General features: G+C 44.2%; 21 protein-coding genes. 12 read left to right on the forward strand and 9 right to left on the reverse strand.

All coding sequences use genetic code 11. The annotated features are described in order from the left end of the window. Positions 1 to 283: 283 nt before the first annotated feature. The 3 genes from AB4513_RS02865 to AB4513_RS02875 form a co-directional block, all read right to left on the reverse strand. Complete coding sequence (locus tag AB4513_RS02865; protein ID WP_032555262.1) at positions 284 to 1,417, reverse strand: flagellin; 1,134 nt, start codon at positions 1,415 to 1,417, stop codon at positions 284 to 286. Positions 1,418 to 1,537: 120 nt separating this feature from the next. Further along, positions 1,538 to 2,461, reverse strand: a complete 924-nt coding sequence (locus AB4513_RS02870; RefSeq protein ID WP_009847367.1) for a Dyp-type peroxidase — start codon at positions 2,459 to 2,461, stop codon at positions 1,538 to 1,540. Positions 2,462 to 2,526: 65 nt separating this feature from the next. Next, positions 2,527 to 2,988, reverse strand: a complete 462-nt coding sequence (locus tag AB4513_RS02875) for a DUF2919 domain-containing protein (protein ID WP_009847368.1) — start codon at positions 2,986 to 2,988, stop codon at positions 2,527 to 2,529. 109 nt (positions 2,989 to 3,097) lie between these two features. On the opposite strand from AB4513_RS02875, the gene AB4513_RS02880 reads away from it, so the two are divergent. Both AB4513_RS02880 and AB4513_RS02885 read left to right on the forward strand, forming a co-directional pair. Then, the gene (locus tag AB4513_RS02880; protein WP_009847369.1) at positions 3,098 to 3,442 is read left to right on the forward strand and encodes a DUF2956 domain-containing protein; all 345 of its coding nucleotides are present in this window, start codon (positions 3,098 to 3,100) and stop codon (positions 3,440 to 3,442) included. 12 nt (positions 3,443 to 3,454) lie between these two features. After that, positions 3,455 to 3,787, forward strand: a complete 333-nt coding sequence (locus AB4513_RS02885; protein ID WP_102257778.1) for a DUF4156 domain-containing protein — start codon at positions 3,455 to 3,457, stop codon at positions 3,785 to 3,787. Between the two features lie 77 nt (positions 3,788 to 3,864). Here the strand turns inward: AB4513_RS02885 and AB4513_RS02890 are convergent, their stop codons facing one another. Beyond that, the gene (locus AB4513_RS02890) at positions 3,865 to 4,152 is read right to left on the reverse strand and encodes a helix-turn-helix domain-containing protein (protein WP_004734273.1); all 288 of its coding nucleotides are present in this window, start codon (positions 4,150 to 4,152) and stop codon (positions 3,865 to 3,867) included. A gap of 205 nt (positions 4,153 to 4,357) precedes the next feature. Between AB4513_RS02890 and AB4513_RS02895 the strand changes: the two genes are divergently transcribed. The 4 genes from AB4513_RS02895 to AB4513_RS02910 all read left to right on the forward strand — a co-directional run bounded on the left by AB4513_RS02895 (position 4,358) and on the right by AB4513_RS02910 (position 6,877). Continuing rightward, positions 4,358 to 4,705, forward strand: a complete 348-nt coding sequence (locus AB4513_RS02895) for an ArsC family reductase (RefSeq protein WP_009847371.1) — start codon at positions 4,358 to 4,360, stop codon at positions 4,703 to 4,705. Positions 4,706 to 4,801: 96 nt separating this feature from the next. After that, positions 4,802 to 5,938 carry a succinyl-diaminopimelate desuccinylase gene (gene dapE / locus AB4513_RS02900; RefSeq protein ID WP_009847372.1) on the forward strand — a complete coding sequence of 379 codons (1,137 nt, stop codon included), beginning with the start codon at positions 4,802 to 4,804 and terminating at the stop codon, positions 5,936 to 5,938. Between the two features lie 46 nt (positions 5,939 to 5,984). Next, entirely contained in the window at positions 5,985 to 6,659 is a 675-nt protein-coding gene (locus AB4513_RS02905) for a M15 family metallopeptidase (protein WP_009847373.1), read from the forward strand. Positions 6,660 to 6,667: 8 nt separating this feature from the next. Beyond that, positions 6,668 to 6,877, forward strand: a complete 210-nt coding sequence (locus AB4513_RS02910; protein WP_009847374.1) for a DUF2897 family protein — start codon at positions 6,668 to 6,670, stop codon at positions 6,875 to 6,877. 185 nt (positions 6,878 to 7,062) lie between these two features. Here AB4513_RS02910 and bamC read toward each other — a convergent pair whose 3' ends face one another. Next, positions 7,063 to 8,109: an outer membrane protein assembly factor BamC gene (gene bamC, locus AB4513_RS02915; protein ID WP_009847375.1), complete on the reverse strand. Its 1,047-nt coding sequence runs from the start codon at positions 8,107 to 8,109 to the stop codon at positions 7,063 to 7,065. A gap of 49 nt (positions 8,110 to 8,158) precedes the next feature. Next, positions 8,159 to 9,037, reverse strand: coding sequence for a 4-hydroxy-tetrahydrodipicolinate synthase (gene dapA / locus AB4513_RS02920; protein WP_009847376.1), 879 nt, complete (start codon positions 9,035 to 9,037; stop codon positions 8,159 to 8,161). A gap of 372 nt (positions 9,038 to 9,409) precedes the next feature. On the opposite strand from dapA, the gene AB4513_RS02925 reads away from it, so the two are divergent. Continuing rightward, on the forward strand, positions 9,410 to 9,952 hold the full coding sequence (locus AB4513_RS02925; protein WP_009847377.1) for a glycine cleavage system protein R: 543 nt from the start codon (positions 9,410 to 9,412) through the stop codon (positions 9,950 to 9,952). A 12-nt stretch (positions 9,953 to 9,964) separates the two neighbouring features. Next, complete coding sequence (gene bcp / locus AB4513_RS02930; RefSeq protein WP_009847378.1) at positions 9,965 to 10,435, forward strand: thioredoxin-dependent thiol peroxidase; 471 nt, start codon at positions 9,965 to 9,967, stop codon at positions 10,433 to 10,435. 158 nt (positions 10,436 to 10,593) lie between these two features. Here bcp and AB4513_RS02935 read toward each other — a convergent pair whose 3' ends face one another. Both AB4513_RS02935 and AB4513_RS02940 read right to left on the reverse strand, forming a co-directional pair. Next, the gene (locus tag AB4513_RS02935) at positions 10,594 to 11,670 is read right to left on the reverse strand and encodes an AI-2E family transporter (RefSeq protein WP_009847379.1); all 1,077 of its coding nucleotides are present in this window, start codon (positions 11,668 to 11,670) and stop codon (positions 10,594 to 10,596) included. Then, positions 11,663 to 11,902: a sulfurtransferase TusA family protein gene (locus tag AB4513_RS02940; protein WP_009847381.1), complete on the reverse strand. Its 240-nt coding sequence runs from the start codon at positions 11,900 to 11,902 to the stop codon at positions 11,663 to 11,665. The genes AB4513_RS02935 and AB4513_RS02940 overlap by 8 nt, the downstream gene beginning before the upstream one ends. Positions 11,903 to 12,080: 178 nt before the next feature. Here AB4513_RS02940 and AB4513_RS02945 point away from each other — a divergent pair, with 178 nt between their 5' ends. The 4 genes from AB4513_RS02945 to AB4513_RS02960 all read left to right on the forward strand — a co-directional run bounded on the left by AB4513_RS02945 (position 12,081) and on the right by AB4513_RS02960 (position 15,043). After that, positions 12,081 to 13,535 (forward strand): M48 family metallopeptidase, encoded by a 1,455-nt coding sequence (locus AB4513_RS02945; protein WP_009847382.1) that lies wholly within the window; start codon positions 12,081 to 12,083, stop codon positions 13,533 to 13,535. A gap of 123 nt (positions 13,536 to 13,658) precedes the next feature. After that, positions 13,659 to 14,009 carry an arsenate reductase (glutaredoxin) gene (gene arsC, locus AB4513_RS02950; protein WP_009847383.1) on the forward strand — a complete coding sequence of 117 codons (351 nt, stop codon included), beginning with the start codon at positions 13,659 to 13,661 and terminating at the stop codon, positions 14,007 to 14,009. Positions 14,010 to 14,015: 6 nt separating this feature from the next. Next, on the forward strand, positions 14,016 to 14,609 hold the full coding sequence (gene wrbA, locus AB4513_RS02955; protein ID WP_009847384.1) for an NAD(P)H:quinone oxidoreductase: 594 nt from the start codon (positions 14,016 to 14,018) through the stop codon (positions 14,607 to 14,609). After that, a complete protein-coding gene (locus AB4513_RS02960) occupies positions 14,606 to 15,043 on the forward strand; it encodes a DUF2069 domain-containing protein (protein ID WP_009847385.1) in 438 nt (145 codons plus the stop codon). The genes wrbA and AB4513_RS02960 overlap by 4 nt, the downstream gene beginning before the upstream one ends. 115 nt (positions 15,044 to 15,158) lie before the next feature. Here the strand turns inward: AB4513_RS02960 and AB4513_RS02965 are convergent, their stop codons facing one another. Further along, positions 15,159 to 16,418, reverse strand: a complete 1,260-nt coding sequence (locus AB4513_RS02965; RefSeq protein ID WP_009847386.1) for a DUF2066 domain-containing protein — start codon at positions 16,416 to 16,418, stop codon at positions 15,159 to 15,161. Between the last annotated feature and the right edge of the window lie 254 nt (positions 16,419 to 16,672).

A 16,672-nucleotide genomic window follows, 5' to 3' on the forward strand; every position in this document is an offset into this window, starting at 1 on the left:
TTGATTTTCCGGTATAGCGGCTTCCGACGTCTCGGAAAACCAAGTAGTTATCTCTAAGTTACTTTTAATAACGGCGTGAATGCTGAAACCTTTAGAAAAAAAGCAACAAAATTAAAGAAATAGCGAGAAAGGATAAGAAAGCGTGACTGGCAGTGAAATTATCAAAAAAAGATGAGAAAAAGGCTAAAGTTGTCGAAACGTCAGCCGGGGGAAATATTGTGTTTTAATTAACCAAAGGACTTTAGTTAACCGAGAATACCTTTATAAGAATTAACCTAATTTATTAGCCTAGCAGCGTTAAAGCTAAGTTCGGCGCTTGCTTAGCTTGAGCTAAAATAGTGGTACTGACTTGCTGCAGTATTTGTTGTTTGAGCATTTGAGTGGTTTCTTTGGCGTAGTCTGTATCTTTGATTCGACTGTTTGATGCCCCCAAGTTCTCATGAACATTTTCAAGGTTATTAATCGCATGGTCAAAGCGGTTTTGCATCGCCCCGAGTTCAGAACGGTGACTATCAACATACTTCATCGCTGTATCCAAAATAGACACGGCGCGCTGTGCTCCACCAACATCAGTGACATTAATATCATCGACTGACTCGTAATAACCCGCCGACATCGAAAGCTCACTGGCTAACGAGCCTGAGAAAGAGATCGTGCCTGCCGTGTCTTCGCCTGACATATAGATCTGAAGCTGCCCTTCATCATTGACGGAAGCCGAAACCAGATCCGTTTGACCATTGATATAAGTCGCTAGCTCTTCAATGTCATCGCCCGCCTTGGCATTAATGTTGATCTCTTGAGGCTGACCAAAACGATCGGTAAACGCCATCGTCATATCTGTCTGGTTGGATTTAACTTCCCACGAGTCACTTGCCATGCCATTGGCAACATAGCTAAAGCCGCCCATGTTGATATCATCGGTGCGCATGTTTTTCAAACCTATATGCACCGCCTCACCAGAGCTGCCACCGATTTGAAATGACGAGCTACCAAAGCTGCCGTTAAGGAGCTTTTTCCCACCAAATGACGTGGTTTCCGCAATTCGGTTCAACTCATCATTTAAGGCGGTTACTTCTTCTTGAATAGCCGTCCTTTCTGATTGGCTATTCGAACCATTAGTCGCTTGCAGTGACAGGTCTCGCATGCGTTGCATGATATTGGTGGTTTCATTCATCGCCCCTTCTGCTGTCTGCATAATGGAGATACCGTCGTTAGCATTTCGAACCGCAACATCGATGCCGCTCATCTGTGCTTCTAATCGATTAGAGATTTGTAAGCCAGCAGCATCGTCTTTTGCACTATTAATACGACTCCCTGAAGCCAAGCGCTCCAAAGATTGGTTCAGCATGTTATTGGCATTAGAGAGATTCCTCTGAGCCACTAATGCTGAAACATTCGTATTCACAGTTATAGCCATAGACCTTCACTTACAAAAAGATGAATAAAACTTACGATTGCTCTTGTATCGACCTATTTATATAAAACTTTAAAAAAAAGGAGCCATGAGGCTCCCTTTGTTTATTCTATTTGAGACGACTTACTTAATCGTTAGTGTACTCAACATCTCAGCTGAAGGAGCAAAGTAGTAAGCGCCAGTAACGGCTTTAGTAAAGCGAAGCAGTTGGTCTGTTTTGCCATCTGTTTCGCCGTACATACTCTCTAGCATCGCATCGAAATTATGACGAACATTACAGTAAGCGATGAACAGTAAACCGTGATCGCCTGTTGCTGTGCCGTAAGGTAGGCTATGACGAACAATTTTAAGGCCCTTGCCTTCTTCTTTGATATCCACACGACCAACGTGAGACGCCGCTGGAACATCGTCTAGCTCGATCGAATCTGGCTTGGTACGGCCAACCACTTTCTCTTGTGCCGATACGTTTAATCTATTCCAAGCTGGCAGGTTATGCACAAAACGCTGCACCATTACGTAGCTACCACCTGCGAATTCACCTTCAGGCACAATCGCCACTTCAGCACGCTGCGCGTCTTTCGGGTTTTCAGTGCCATCAACGAAATCAGTCATGTCACGTGAGTCTAGGAAACGGTAACCGTAAGTTTCATCTACTACTTCAACGTCTGCCGCTACTTCAGATAGCAATTTACGTAGGATGAAGAAGTGTAGGTCATGTCGGTTTGAATGACAGTGAATCAGAACATCAGACAGTGTGCTCGGTGCTGTGATATCACCTTCACCAAGCGCAGGAAAATCAATTAGATCAGAGGGAGCAGCGTGCTCGAACTTATCCCAAAAAGCTTTTGAGAATGCTACCGACGCCGTTAGGTTCGCATCAGGTTGAGTTTGGTTTAGCTCGTCGATTAGAGTCGGAAGCTTTTGAATTTCTGCTAGTACATTAGCAGTATTAGCGTTCACTTTAAGTTGAACGTAAAGAGCGAAAGGCCCAGCTTCAGGCAAAATAGCACTTTGAACGTTAGGCTGCTCATTTGAAACATTAAGCATAGATTATTCCTTCCAGTTTTAGCTTCTAAGTATAATTGTGAATGGTACAAATGTTTTGATGAGAATCAGTCTTCGTGCTCAACCACTTTAAAGCAATCCCTAGCGGCATGGCTATTGGTTAAATAAAGCGCTAACCAGAGGAGCAATAATAGGGTGATAGCATTTGACCAACGGAACCATCCGTTATCCGAATAGATTAGATAAATTGTGTGGGAGCCCTGTGCCAAGATAGCCATCATGGTAACCCAACGTCCCCATGACACGACTTTGTTAAGGCGCTTTCTATCTGGAGATCTTAGTCCAAATAACCACATCAATAACAAACTAGGGACACTCAACGCAATCCCGACATAAAACATCTGGTGGTCTGGATAGATGGTCTCAAGAATATCCGTTCCCGACTCTCGGCTTGCGCCCGCAACAATGAAAACGACCAAAGCTTTCGCAAGAAACAGCCAACCTAACCATAATAAGATTGGGGCTTTCAAAAAGCCGTGTTTATCGTATTGTTCTATGGAGTACCGCACAACTCTCACTTTCACTTGTTTTCAAACCAACACTTTAACGCAAATCATTCATACTTAACTAGGTTTGCGTTATCTTATTGGTTAATCCGTTTTAATTGTCGAACTCAGTATGAAAAAGAAAACTAATACACCGTCTGTTGAATCTCAACAAGAAGCACTGAAGATAGCCAAAGCGACGCAAAAGCCAGCTCAAACCAAAGAACAAACAAAATTAATTGCTCAAGGTATCGAAAAAGGCATCGCACTTTACAAGAAACAGCAAAAAGAACGCAGCCGCCAAGCCGATAAAGCAAGAAAACGCGTAAAGAAAGAGAAGCAAACTCAACAAACTAATCTAGACGAAGAGAACAATGTAGACACAATTGTTGAAACAACATCAAATCACGCCAGCAAATTGCCGTGGTTACTATTGATCGCAAGCTGGGTAGGTTTCGCGATTTATTTGATGAAATAGCAGGATAAATGTATGAAAAAGGAATTAGTCGCTTTAGCTATGACAGGCATATTAGTCGGGTGCACGACACCGACAACAGTCCCACATAGCAAATCTGACCAAGTACAAATGGATTACCACGGACTGATTGATATCAACGAGTGCGAATATAAAGGGGAAGTCACCGGCAGCGAAGGCCATTGGTATAGTTATCTGTTTTACCCGAACGACACTCTGATTCAAGGCGCAATGAATGAGCTAAAGTCCAATGCTATTGGATTAGGTGCGGACACCGTAATTTTCACACTTCCCCAAGATTTTGCGACTTCCGTAACCATGTTGGGCACCGCTTATCGGTGTCGCTAATTCGACTTATCGGTAATCGGTAATCGGTAATCGGTAAGGAGAAGAAAGAAGAAAGAAGAAAGCCAGCTTTCGCTGGCTTATGCACTAAATCCAAGGCTTGTTGCTATATCGCCTTTACGCTGGATAACCCATTGACTGTCAAATGGCCCCCAGTCGGATAATTGGTAATAGCCATCATTATGACGTCGCCCATCTTGAACAAACATAAGTTCAATACCGATCCCCGGTAACGCCTTGAGTACATCTTGAATAGTACGACGAGGCCACCCCGTTTTTTCGATGAGTTTAGGCACATTTGGCCTATCAAGGCTTTCCACTAACAATGCTAAATATAGCCGCCTTGCAAAAACAGGACTCAACTCCATTGACACCTCCTATATATGTGCAACTCAATTATTTCTTTTTTTGCTGACAACATGTTGAGGCTGATCAATAAGTCTCCAATAGTGACATTTTCTTACTGTTTTTTTTCACTCTATGAAATATTCCTCACTCTATTTTGTCTGAATTGCCGCTTCCTGATAGGATTCAACTCATAACAACGAAATAAAATCACCCAAAGGAAGAATAATGACTATCACTATGTTTGGCATTCCGAATTGCGACACCATCAAAAAAGCAAAAAAATGGCTCGAAGCTGAAGGTATTGAGTTCGAATTTCACGATTATCGTAAACAAGGCATCACCGAAGAGTTGGTAACAAGCTTCTGTTCAGATCTTGGGTGGGAGCTTGTGTTAAACAAACGTGGTACGACTTACCGCCAATTTTCTCAAGAGCAAAAAGACACATTAACGGAAGAAAAAGCCGTAATTCTGCTTGTTGAACAACCAGCAATGATCAAGCGCCCTATCTTGAAAGTCGATGGCAAGCTTCATATTGGCTTCAAAGCTGATCAATACGCTGCTATTTTTGCGTAATCAGCTGTATTAGAACAGATAACAAAGCGTTGAACTTCCCCTGTTCAACGCCTGAAATTAATGACTAGACGTTTAATTTAAACAAGGAACTCAAGGATGACAGACAGCCCAACTTTGGCTCTGGCAAAAGACCTAATCAGCCGTCAATCGGTAACACCAGAAGATGCAGGCTGCCAAGACCTGATGATTGATCGCTTAAAAGCGCTAGGTTTTGAAATCGAAGTGATGGTATTTGAAGATACGACGAACTTCTGGGCTCGCCGTGGTACCGAAGCCCCCCTATTTGCTTTTGCTGGTCACACTGATGTTGTACCTGCAGGCCCAATTGAGCAGTGGAACACTAAGCCATTTGAACCGACTATCGTAGATGGTTTCCTACACGGTCGCGGCGCGGCAGATATGAAAGGTTCTCTGGCTTCAATGGTTGTGGCTGTAGAACAGTTCATTGCTAAGCACCCTGATCACACAGGCTCAATCGGTTTCCTTATCACGTCAGATGAAGAAGGCCCGTTCATCAACGGGACAGTGCGCGTTGTCGAAGCATTGATGGCTCGTGGTGAGAACATCGACATGTGTATTGTTGGCGAACCATCAAGTACTGAGTACGTAGGTGATGTCGTAAAGAACGGCCGTCGTGGTTCTATCACTGGCGATCTAACGATTAAAGGCACACAAGGTCACGTTGCCTACCCTCACCTTGCGAACAACCCGGTACACAGCTCTCTGCTTGCGATCAATGAATTGGCGACGACCGAGTGGGACAAAGGTAATGATTATTTCCCACCAACCAGCTTCCAGATCCCAAATGTAAGTGCGGGCACTGGCGCATCAAACGTGATTCCTGGTGAATTTAATGTTCAGTTTAACCTTCGCTTTAGCACTGAGTTAAACAACGATATCATCGTTGAAAGAATCACAAATACACTCGACAAATACGATTTCGAATACGATTTAAAATGGACATTCAATGGCGACCCGTTCTTAACCGACGCAGGCTCGTTGCTTGATGCTATTGTCGATGCAGTAGGTCACGTGAATGATGTTAAGCCGGCACTGCTTACCACAGGTGGTACATCAGACGGACGCTTTATTGCGCGCATGAAAGGACAAGTGGTAGAACTAGGCCCTGTTAATGCAACCATTCACAAGGTTAACGAGTGCGTGAAAGTGGCTGATTTAGAGAAACTAACTGACATGTACGAAAGAACATTAGTGAACCTGTTCGCTAAGTAGTTTTTTCATCAGCGATTCATAGCATCTAATTATTGAGAGACACGTTATGACACCAGAGCAGCTAACCGGACAATCAGATTCTCATCTAGAACCTAGCCTCATTGGCAGCAAAACCTTCTTGGTTCACAGTGAGGTCAAAGATGACCTAAACGATTTGATTGAAGCTGCTCAACTCGCGGGTTTCAAAATGGAGATTGCCAGTGGCTTTCGCGACTATGAAAGGCAATCTCTGATTTGGAACCGTAAGTTTTCTGGTGAAGCACCAATATTAGACTCAGAAAGCCAACCACTTGATGCTTCAAGACTCAGTGAACATCAAAAGTTGTCAGCGATACTGAGGTGGTCTGCACTGCCTGGGGCGAGTCGTCACCATTGGGGTTGTGACTTTGATGTCTTTGCTCGTAATCACTTACCTGAAGGCACACAGCTGCAACTGGAACCATGGGAATACCTTACTGGCCACCAGCAAGCGTTTTACCAATGGCTTTTTGCCAATGCATCTCAATTTGGGTTCTTCTTTCCGTACAGCCAAGACCTCGGCGGTGTGGCGATCGAACCATGGCATATCAGCCATCGAAAAGTATCGGAGTTGTGTTTATCACAGTTATCTCCCACTTTACTTGGCAAGCAACTCCAATCTAAGCCAATATTAGGGTATGAAATTATTGCGGAGCAGCTAGACGAGATCTATGCGCGCTTCGTGGCGAATATCAGTCATTAGGAGCGCTTATGTTAGAGTGGCTTACAAACCCTTGGGTTATCATCATCATCGTGGTTAGCGTTGTGGTGGGTAATATTGCTGCGCTCAAACAGACCGCTAATATGGATCTGACAGGTCGTAACAAAACAGAAAAAGACTTAGACAAGCTCAATCAATTGGATAAACAGAACCAAGAAAAAGCTCAAAAAGATGAGTCTACTGACAGCAAAAGCACTTAGCGTAAAGTCCTTGATACGCTAGCCCCAACAAGTCAGGCGCGTGTTACCCCTTGTTAGCGAAATGACAACATAAATTGACAACACGCACATAAAACACTGACTAACAAACATAAAACACTGACTAACAAACATAAAAAAGAGGACATTGTATGTCCTCTTTTTTTTCTTCTAAATTTGCTCAGTGCTTATTCAGATTTTGCTTCTTTCTTGTCTTTGGTTTGGTCTGCAACGTGTGCTAATACCGGTACCATTGACTTAAGTAGCTCTTCTTCTACAGGCTTACCTGTTGCATCCGTTACGTTAATCGATGTACGGTTGCCAAGATCACCAAATAAGAAGGTGTAAGTACCTGGCGCTAAGTCAATAGGCTGTAGGCCAATCTCTTCCCAGAATTCATCATCTGGCGCGGCATACTTAGCTTTCACTGTACCTTGAGACTGGTTACGCTCTTCAAGTTCGAAGCCCATCGTCGGTAGCAAGGTAGGTAGACGTTGCCACAATACATTGTATGGTGTACGAGCAATGATCACAGGGAAACCACTGCGGTCCGAACCCATTGAGATAGGAATGCGTTTCACCAACTCTTGCGCTTTCAACGCAGCTTCAGCACGAAGGTTGGCATCGTATTTAGCCATCACTAGATTCGTTAAGAACGCGTTGTAACGCTCTTTATTGGTTGCCGATACTGGTTTCTCTTCAGAACCTTCACGCCAATCAATCAGATTAATCTTGAAGCCATGGCGATTGTTCGCTTGGAAACGAGAGAGAGAATAGCGGCTACCAATCTCGACTTCTTCATCTTCAGAAACCCAAGTTACCCAATCGGTCTCAATATCGCTATCTGATTGTTCAAGAATGCCAATGCCACGCTGAGTTAGCATATCTACAGCCGTTTGCCATACTCGGTCAGCCTCTTCAGCACGAAGGAGCCATAACGTCACTTCACCATTTTGACGCTCAGTACGAGCACCTGGGATCAGTTCAAGAACCTGTTGAGGAGGACGAATATCCACTTGACGACCGGTACCACCACTGAATTCACCGTTTGGGATATCAAAGTTTGGGTAAAACTGAGGCTGAGCATCTTCAGGCAATTGCCATTGTGAAAACTCAGGTGTTTCTAAGTATTCAAAATCATCTTTGGCTTGGCGACGTTGAGTCGGGCTGCCAGAACATGCTGTAAGAACGAAAACAGCCAGTGAACCGATCACTAGCTGGTGAGAATACTTCATTTATACTCCTAAATGCCGAAGGTTCGCTTCGGCATTGCTTTATACGTTTTTAGTAAATGCACGCTTCAGTCATTGCTTGAGCAACAACAGGTTGAGCTGGTTTTGACAGTTCAGTCAGTGGTAGACGTAAGCCACCTTCAGCAATCAGACCCATTTTGTGAACCGCCCATTTTACGGGAATAGGGTTAGACTCAACGAACAAATTCTTATGTAGAGGCATCAAACGCTCATTGATCGCTTCAGCTTCCTCAAACTTGCCTTCCTTCGCTAGCTTGAACATAGTCGCCATATCAGCAGCTGCAACATTGTTCGTTACAGAGATCACACCATCGCCACCACGCTTAACAAATTCAAGACCAGTTAAGTCATCACCACTTAGTAAGATAAAGTCTTCGCCACAAAGTTCACGGTGAATTGCAATTCTTTCGAGATCACCCGTCGCATCTTTAAGTGCAACGATGTTTTCGATCTCGGCAAGGCGAGCAACCGTTTCTGGCAACAAGTCTACCGCAGTGCGACCAGGTACATTGTAAAGGATCTGTGGAACGTCACTGACTTCAGCAATTGCTTTGTAATGTTGGTACAAACCTTCTTGAGTCGGTTTGTTGTAGTACGGCGTTACGCTCAGGCAACCAGCAATACCAGAACCATTGAGCAAACGGCTGAAAAGTACAGATTCGTGAGTTGCGTTTGCACCCGTACCAGCGATAACAGGAATACGGCCATCAGCAAATTCAACGACCTTATTGACGACTTTGACATGCTCTTCAATAGTGAGTGTTGAAGACTCACCAGTTGTGCCAACCGCAACCAGACCATCACTACCTGCTGCAACATGGTGATCAACTAACTTTTTAAGGCTGTCGAAATCCACTTCACCATCTGTATTAAATGGTGTAACTAGCGCAACGATACTTCCTGAAAACATGTCTATCTCCCTTAATTTATTCTTTTTGCATGTTACTGTAAGCCAATCAATAAACACAAGACATTAAAGTGGCTTACCAGCAACATCTGCAGTAAATATTGTCGTATGTTTGAGGTAAAACGACTTATAACGGCGTTCGACCTAGAATTTGGGTAACCTACACTCAATCTAGCGAATAGCTCTGCACTCGATGTCAGTAACAAGTAAGCAATGCTCTCACGCCACTCTTTGAATTTTGAACACTCTAAATATTCCTATTACTTGTTACATATTTGAAGCAAAGTGCCTCATAAAAGCCCCAAGCACACACTTATTCCTCTAGCTAACTGTGCTAACATGCATGAATCAATGGAATATAAGAGACGTGATTTTATGACTCAACATCTAGTAATCACAGCTGTGGGCACAGATCGCCCAGGTGTATGCAACCAAGTGGTTCATTTAGTCACCCAATCAGGCTGTAACATTATTGATAGCCGTATCGCTCAATTTGGCGAAGAATTTACGCTTATCATGCTACTGTCTGGAAAGGCAAACAACATCACCCGCGTTGAAACCACCCTGCCCTTGCTTGGACAAGAGCACGACTTGATTACGATTATGAAGCGAACCTCAACTCATGATGTTATTGAGAACTCTTACACAGTAGAGGTGTTCGTTGAGTCAGACGATAAAATCGGCCTTACTGAGCAGTTTACCCAGTTCTTCGCAGACCGAAACATCGGCCTCGATTCGTTAAGTGCGCGAACCATCAATAAGTCTAAGGTTCAGCTCGACAACGACCAATTCCATATCTCTATTACCGCTTCTGTGCAATCAGAATGTAATTTGATGCAGCTACAAGAAGAATTCGACGCGCTGTGCCAGAGCCTATCCGTACAAGGCTCGCTCAACTTTATCAAAAACAGTTTTTAAAAAGGAAATATCATGAATACGCTAACGGCTGGTGTTCCAGCACCTGCTTTTTCTCTTCCAGATCAAGATGGCAATATCGTATCTCTTGGTGACTTCAAAGGTAAAAAAGTCCTTTTCTATTTTTACCCTAAAGCAATGACTCCAGGTTGTATTGTGCAAGCAGAAGGCCTGCGTGATATCAAAGCACAGCTTGATGATCTGAATGTGGTTGTTTTAGGTGTGAGTGTTGACCCAGTTAAACGCCTACCAAATTTCGTTGCGAAGAAATCTCTGAACTTCACACTTCTATCTGATGAAGACCACAGTGTTGCTGAACAGTTTGGTGTTTGGGGCGAGAAGAAATTTATGGGTAAAGTGTACGACGGTCTGCACCGTATTAGCTTTCTAATTGATGAAGAAGGTCAGATTGAACACGTCTTCAACAAGTTCAAAACAAAGACTCACCACGAAGTGGTTCTAGACTACTTCAATCCAGAAGCTTAATGTTGATTTTAGTGAGTTGATTCTCTAAATTCGCACCTAGCGAATCTAAATACACTACTCACTACTAAGCCAAATGCCAAAAGGCCGAATATCATGGATATTCGGCCTTTTTGTACTTATTAAAATTGATAGCGCATTCAAATTGATAGCGCGTTCAATTACGATTGGTGTTCAGGGTCATCATCGAGAGCGTGACTCGGTAGGGCATTCCAAACCGCTTTCACTAGCGTGGCTAGAGGGATCGCAAAGAACACTCCCCAGAACCCCCACAGTCCGCCAAACACCAACACCGCTACAATAATCGCTACTGGGTGTAGGTTCACTGCTTCAGAGAACAGAACAGGAACGAGCACGTTACCATCTAACGCTTGGATAATACCGTAAGCGAGAAGCAACCAATAAAACTGAGGTTCTAAGCCCCACTGGAACAGGCCAACAATCGCGACTGGAACGGTCACAGCCGCCGCGCCGATATAAGGAATCAATACCGAGAAGCCGACCGCGACAGCCAGCAGTGCTGAATAACGTAAATCCAGAATCGCAAAGGTTACGTAGCTGACACCACCGACGATCAAAATCTCAAGCACCTTACCGCGAATGTAATTTGAGATTTGTTGGTTCATCTCTACCCAAACCTTGGTCGCTAGACGACGGTTCTTAGGCAGAACACCACTAGCCATACTGATCATCTCTTCTTTGTCTTTCAAAAGGAAGAAAATCAGCAGCGGTACAAGAATCAGGTAAACCGCAAGCGTCGCCAAACTAACAAGAGAAGCTAAAGAGCCCTTCACAACGCTTTCGCCAAAGCCTAATGCTTTGTTTTTCGCATTAGACACAATCGATTCAACGATCTGCAGGTTTGCTAGTTCAGGGTAACGCTCAGGGATGGTTGCGATGAACTTCTGTAAGCCACCATACATGCTTGGAATATCATTGATAAGGTTACCTACCTGTTCCCAAATCGTTGGTACTAGACCAAACAGCGCAAGTAACATCACGCTAAAGAACATTAAAATCACCAACATCACTGATGGGGTTCTTGGAACACCGAGTCTTTGAAGTTGAGTAACCGGCCACTCAAGCAGATAAGCCAAAACAATAGCCACCAAAAGTGGGGCAATGAGGTGACCAAAGAAGTAGATCGTAATAAAGCCGAAGAGAATGATGGCAACCAAGCTGACAGCATGGGGATCAGAGAAACGTCGTTTATACCAACGATTGACCATTTCAAGCATTTGACTGCAATTCCTTTTTAGTGACGAGGAGATGATAGTAATTAGAGCAAACCTCTACGATGACGTCATAGGCTTGCTTTGACAAAAAAGTAACAATATCTTTCATCGAGCTGTTATCAGAGACATAAATTGACAATGATTGCCCTACTTCTAACTTTACACTGTGACGCTTGGCTAATAATAGTGCCATTGGACAGCGCTCTTGGCGTAAATCTAGAATATTAGGTGTCATTCTTTAGCTCGATGCTTATTATAAGGGTCGTATTGTAATCTGTTTTTGAAAACGCGCCATCATTCATTCATCTTCCTTCATGATAGCGCACGCACTTGGTAAAGGTTACATCAGATAGAGAACCAATTTGCATTGCACTTGTCTTACTGTCAGAAGAAACGGAGTATTACTGACTAATATGTTTAAACGCGCTCGCTCAATTGCTTGCTTATGCATCGCAGCTACATTAAGCACTCCAACGTTGGCAAATACCAATGGTTTGGAGCTACCCGATATCGGCACCGCGGCAGGCGGCACACTCACTATCGACCAAGAACTTATCTATGGTGATGCCTACATGCGCATCATCAGAAGCAGCCAGCCTATCGTAAACGACCCGGTTCTAAACCAATACATTGACACGCTTGGCCATCGCCTTGTCGCGAACGCAAATGATGTAAAGACACCTTTTCAGTTCTTTATGATCCGTGACCGAAACATCAACGCTTTTGCTTTTTTTGGTGGTTATGTTGCTTTGCACTCAGGTTTGTTCTTGCATGCACAGTCTGAAAGTGAACTCGCTTCCGTATTGGCGCACGAAATCGCGCACGTTACCCAGCGTCACTTAGCACGTAGTATGGAAGATCAAGCTCGCCGCTCTCCTGCAACCATCGCAGCACTGGCCGCTTCTGTATTATTAGCGATTGCAGCACCAGAAGCCGGTATCGCAGCTATCACTGCAACAACTGCTGGTAACATGCAAAGCCAAATAAACTACACCCGAAGTAATGAAAAAGAAGCCGACCGCTTTGGCATCAACACGCTGGCAAAAGCAGGGTTCGATGTAAACGCGATGCCACGTTTCTTTGGCCGCTTAGCTGATGAATACCGCTATGCAAGCACACCGCCACCAATGCTATTAACTCACCCATTGCCTGAAGACCGAATCACAGATTCACGCGCCCGTGCTCGCAGCTATACCCCACTAAAACTGGCTCCGTCACTGGATTACCATTTAGCAAGAGCCCGGATTGTTGCGCGCTATGCAGGGATTAATAATGATGCAGCTCTTGATTGGTTTGAGCGAAAGCTGAAGAAAGCCCCCAAAGCCTTGGTTCCATCATTAGAGTATGGGCAAGCACTGGTTTACCTAGATTCAAAAAAATTAGATAAAGCAGAACCAATTCTGACCAAGCTGATGAATAGCGACCCAACCAACTTGTTCTATCTGGATGCTATTTCAGATCTGCACATTGAACAGAAAAAGCCTGAGATTGCGATTAAAGAACTTAAGTCAGCACTTGAGCGTCAACCAAACAACTCAGTTCTAACCATAAACTACGCCAATGCACTGATCGAAAATGAAGACCTACAGGAAGCCGTTCGCGTGTTGCAACGTTACACGCACGATAACCCGAACGACACCAATGGGTGGTACCTGCTTTCAAAGGCAAATACAAACCTTGGTAACAGCGATGAAGAACTGTCTGCTAGGGCAGAGATCTTGGCACTGCAAGCCAACTGGAACAAAGCGATTCAGTACTACACGCAGGCGAGCCAAATCGCAGAACTAGGCAGCCTAAAACAAGCACGTTATGACGCTCGAATTGATCAACTAATGATACAGCGCGAACGCTTCTTATCGTTGCAATAAGTATAATGACTGGTAGCGAAGCTCGTTGCCAAAATACAAAGAAAGCTCAACGTTACACAATAAGAAGCCACTCAGTTGGCTTCGGCTGAACTATTAAATCAAAAATAATAATGAGGAAGAACCATGTCTGTCGTGATTTATCATAACCCACGCTGCTCAAAGAGCCGTCAAACTCTCGAACTGCTTGAAGCAAACGGCGTACAACCAGAGGTGATCAAATACCTAGATGCGCCTTTGACTGTTGAACAGCTGAAAGTGCTTTTCACTCAGCTTGGTTTTGAGAGTGTTCGCGACATGATGCGTACCAAAGAAGCGGATTACAAAGAAGCGAACCTTGGTGACGCATCAGTGACTGATGAAGATCTTTTCGCTGCAATGGCAACGAATCCAAAACTGTTTGAACGTCCAGTGGTTGTCGCGAACAACAAAGCAAAAATTGGTCGTCCACCAGAACAAGTACTAGAGATTCTGTAATCCAATATGAGCATCAACATTCTTGTTCTCTACTATAGTCGACACGGCAACACCCAAGCGCTAGCAAGGCAAATCGCTCGAGGGGTGGAATCCATCCCGAACTGCGAAGCCATGCTAAGAACGGTGAACAACGTGTATACGGTAGAAGAGCAGCCGGATTCGCGCTATCAACCAACAGATCCTATTGCGACCTTACAAGATCTCCGTTCTTGCGATGGTTTAGCACTCGGCAGCCCAGTATGGTTTGGCAATATGGCTGGGCCAATGAAGCACTTTTGGGATAGCACAACATCGTTATGGATTAATGGCGATCTCATCGATAAACCAGCTTGTGTATTTACTTCCTCTTCATCACTACATGGTGGTCAAGAGACGACACAGCAAAGCATGATGCTGCCTCTACTTCATCATGGCATGTTAGTCGTGGGCATCCCCTATTCAGAACCTGCGCTGCACACCACTCAAACCGGTGGCACACCTTACGGTGCAAGCAGCACTGGAGAGAGCGCTTCATTAAGCAAAGAAGAAATTGAGTTGGCGAAAAACCTAGGCAAACGCGTAGCGCGCATCGCTATTAACCAGAAGGGAATGCCTCAATGATGTATATGTCAGAGAGACCGATGTCTCCCAAAACCAAGCTATTTCGCTACCTTGCTTTAACGGGCAATTTGTCGCTTTTATTCTGGGTGGTTGCTTGGCAGATGACACTTTCACCGCACCCTCACCTCAGTAATGTAACACTGGCGATTGCTTGGGCTATACCGCTGTTACTACCATTACCGGGAATATTATCGGGCAAGCCTTATACGCATGCTTGGGCGAATTTCGTCTTAATGCTCTACTTCCTACACGCGTTAACTATTATGTATGTAGACGGTGGAGAGCGCTTGTTAGCCGCTGTAGAACTGCTTTTGACGACTCTAGGCTTCGCAGGCAATATATTATTTACCCGTTTTAGAGCCAAAGAGTTAGGCATCAAGTTGAAGCGCCTTTCCGAAGTAGAAAAGAAAGAGAAAGCTAAGTTCGAACAATAATATTGGTTCGATGCTCTAGATCTGACATGACAACAGATAAACAAAAAGCCCTGCGAGATTTCTCTTGCAGGGCTTTTTTCGTGATTTCATATCAATCTGTCATGTCGGTAGACGATTACGAGCGAACCCATTCGTATACTAAGCTTGGCTTAGCGTGCACTGGCGCTGTGACTGGTAGCGCTTCCTCATCAGATTCACCTAGCGTCACCTCAGTTGTATTTGTTAGCTCAGCACCTGTAGATAACTCACTGCCTTTCATCACTTGAACGCTTGGGGTAGTTTCATTGCCCATCGCATCAGTAACAACAGCAGAGTCATCGCCTACAGACATAATGTTATCTTGCGCTTCAAATTCTGGGCTCACTTCAGGTTCGATATAAGACTCTTCAACCTTCGCGACTTGGCGAATGCTTTCAACTTCTTGTTCAAACTCTTGTTGGGTCGATAACAAATGAATTCGGAACGTCACTTCATTGTTTTGAATTTGTAGAATATCTAAGCTTGCCACCGAGTTTAGACGCTTCAGTGCATTCTCCAATTGGAAGAAGTCTTGCGCGTTATTCAGGCTGATAAACTGCGTTAAGATTGATTCCGAAGATTCACTCGCCACCGTTACTGCACTCTTACTCGCGTAGTAGTTACTGATTTGGTCAACAAGCTTCTTAGAAGTCGTCGCGCTGTTGCCCGATACCGAACCACTCACAGGCGATGTTGGCGCGCTCGTCAGTTGGTTTGGTTTTTGATCATACAAAGTCCAGCGTAATCCAGAAGACTGTGCCTTAATCACCAAAACAGCATCAACAGGGTAACGTTGACTCGCGTTGCTAATCGGTGTGACAAAGCTGCCCCACAAATCCGAGGTGGCCACTCCCGTAACATCATCAAAATCACCAACAGGAAACATCAAAGGCAAACCGCGCTCTTTTGCATTGGCTTGTAAGCCTACAGCTAACAGTGAGTTGGAGTGTTCCCAGACAATGTTCTTGTCGTAGTTACTCTCTTCTACCAGCCAAACAAGAATATTTGAGCGAGTATCAGGCCAGTACGGTAATTGCGCTTGAGTCAGTAGTGAACGAATTTGAGCACCGTTAAAACGCATACGCAATGTTGATTGGTCATTGCTTTCGCCAAAACTCATTTGAGACATGTACTGCGCACTCTTACGCATCGCCTTTTGAATCGTCTCATTCGACGCGACATCAGTTTGGCCAGTAGCACGTATCAATACCTGCTCCATGCCAGTATTTCTTGCCACTTGTTCTGGTTGTTTGTCTTCAGCGTTAATCGCAACTTCAGCACTAAAGATATCTACTTGAGTTAAGGCATAACTCGGAGAGGCTAATAGTCCCATCAACAACAATGCTATGTAGCGCATATTGATCCTAATATTCAAAGCTTGTGCCTTGATGATAAGCAACTATGGATTGAGGGGCAAGGTCGTTAGCCCCCACTGTGTTTAATAACCATAAAATATCACCTGACCATGATAAATCGTTCACTTGTAAACTGAATTTTTCTTATTTTGATAGAGATAAACATAACTAATATAAATAAATTTGATCTATCTGACATAGCAACCGATTGCCAAGTGATAGAATCCCGCGAATTTTATTTTTCGCTTTTCATATA

The organism is Vibrio sp. 10N.222.54.E6 (assembly GCF_041473955.1).
Classification (GTDB): domain Bacteria; phylum Pseudomonadota; class Gammaproteobacteria; order Enterobacterales; family Vibrionaceae; genus Vibrio; species Vibrio tasmaniensis_A.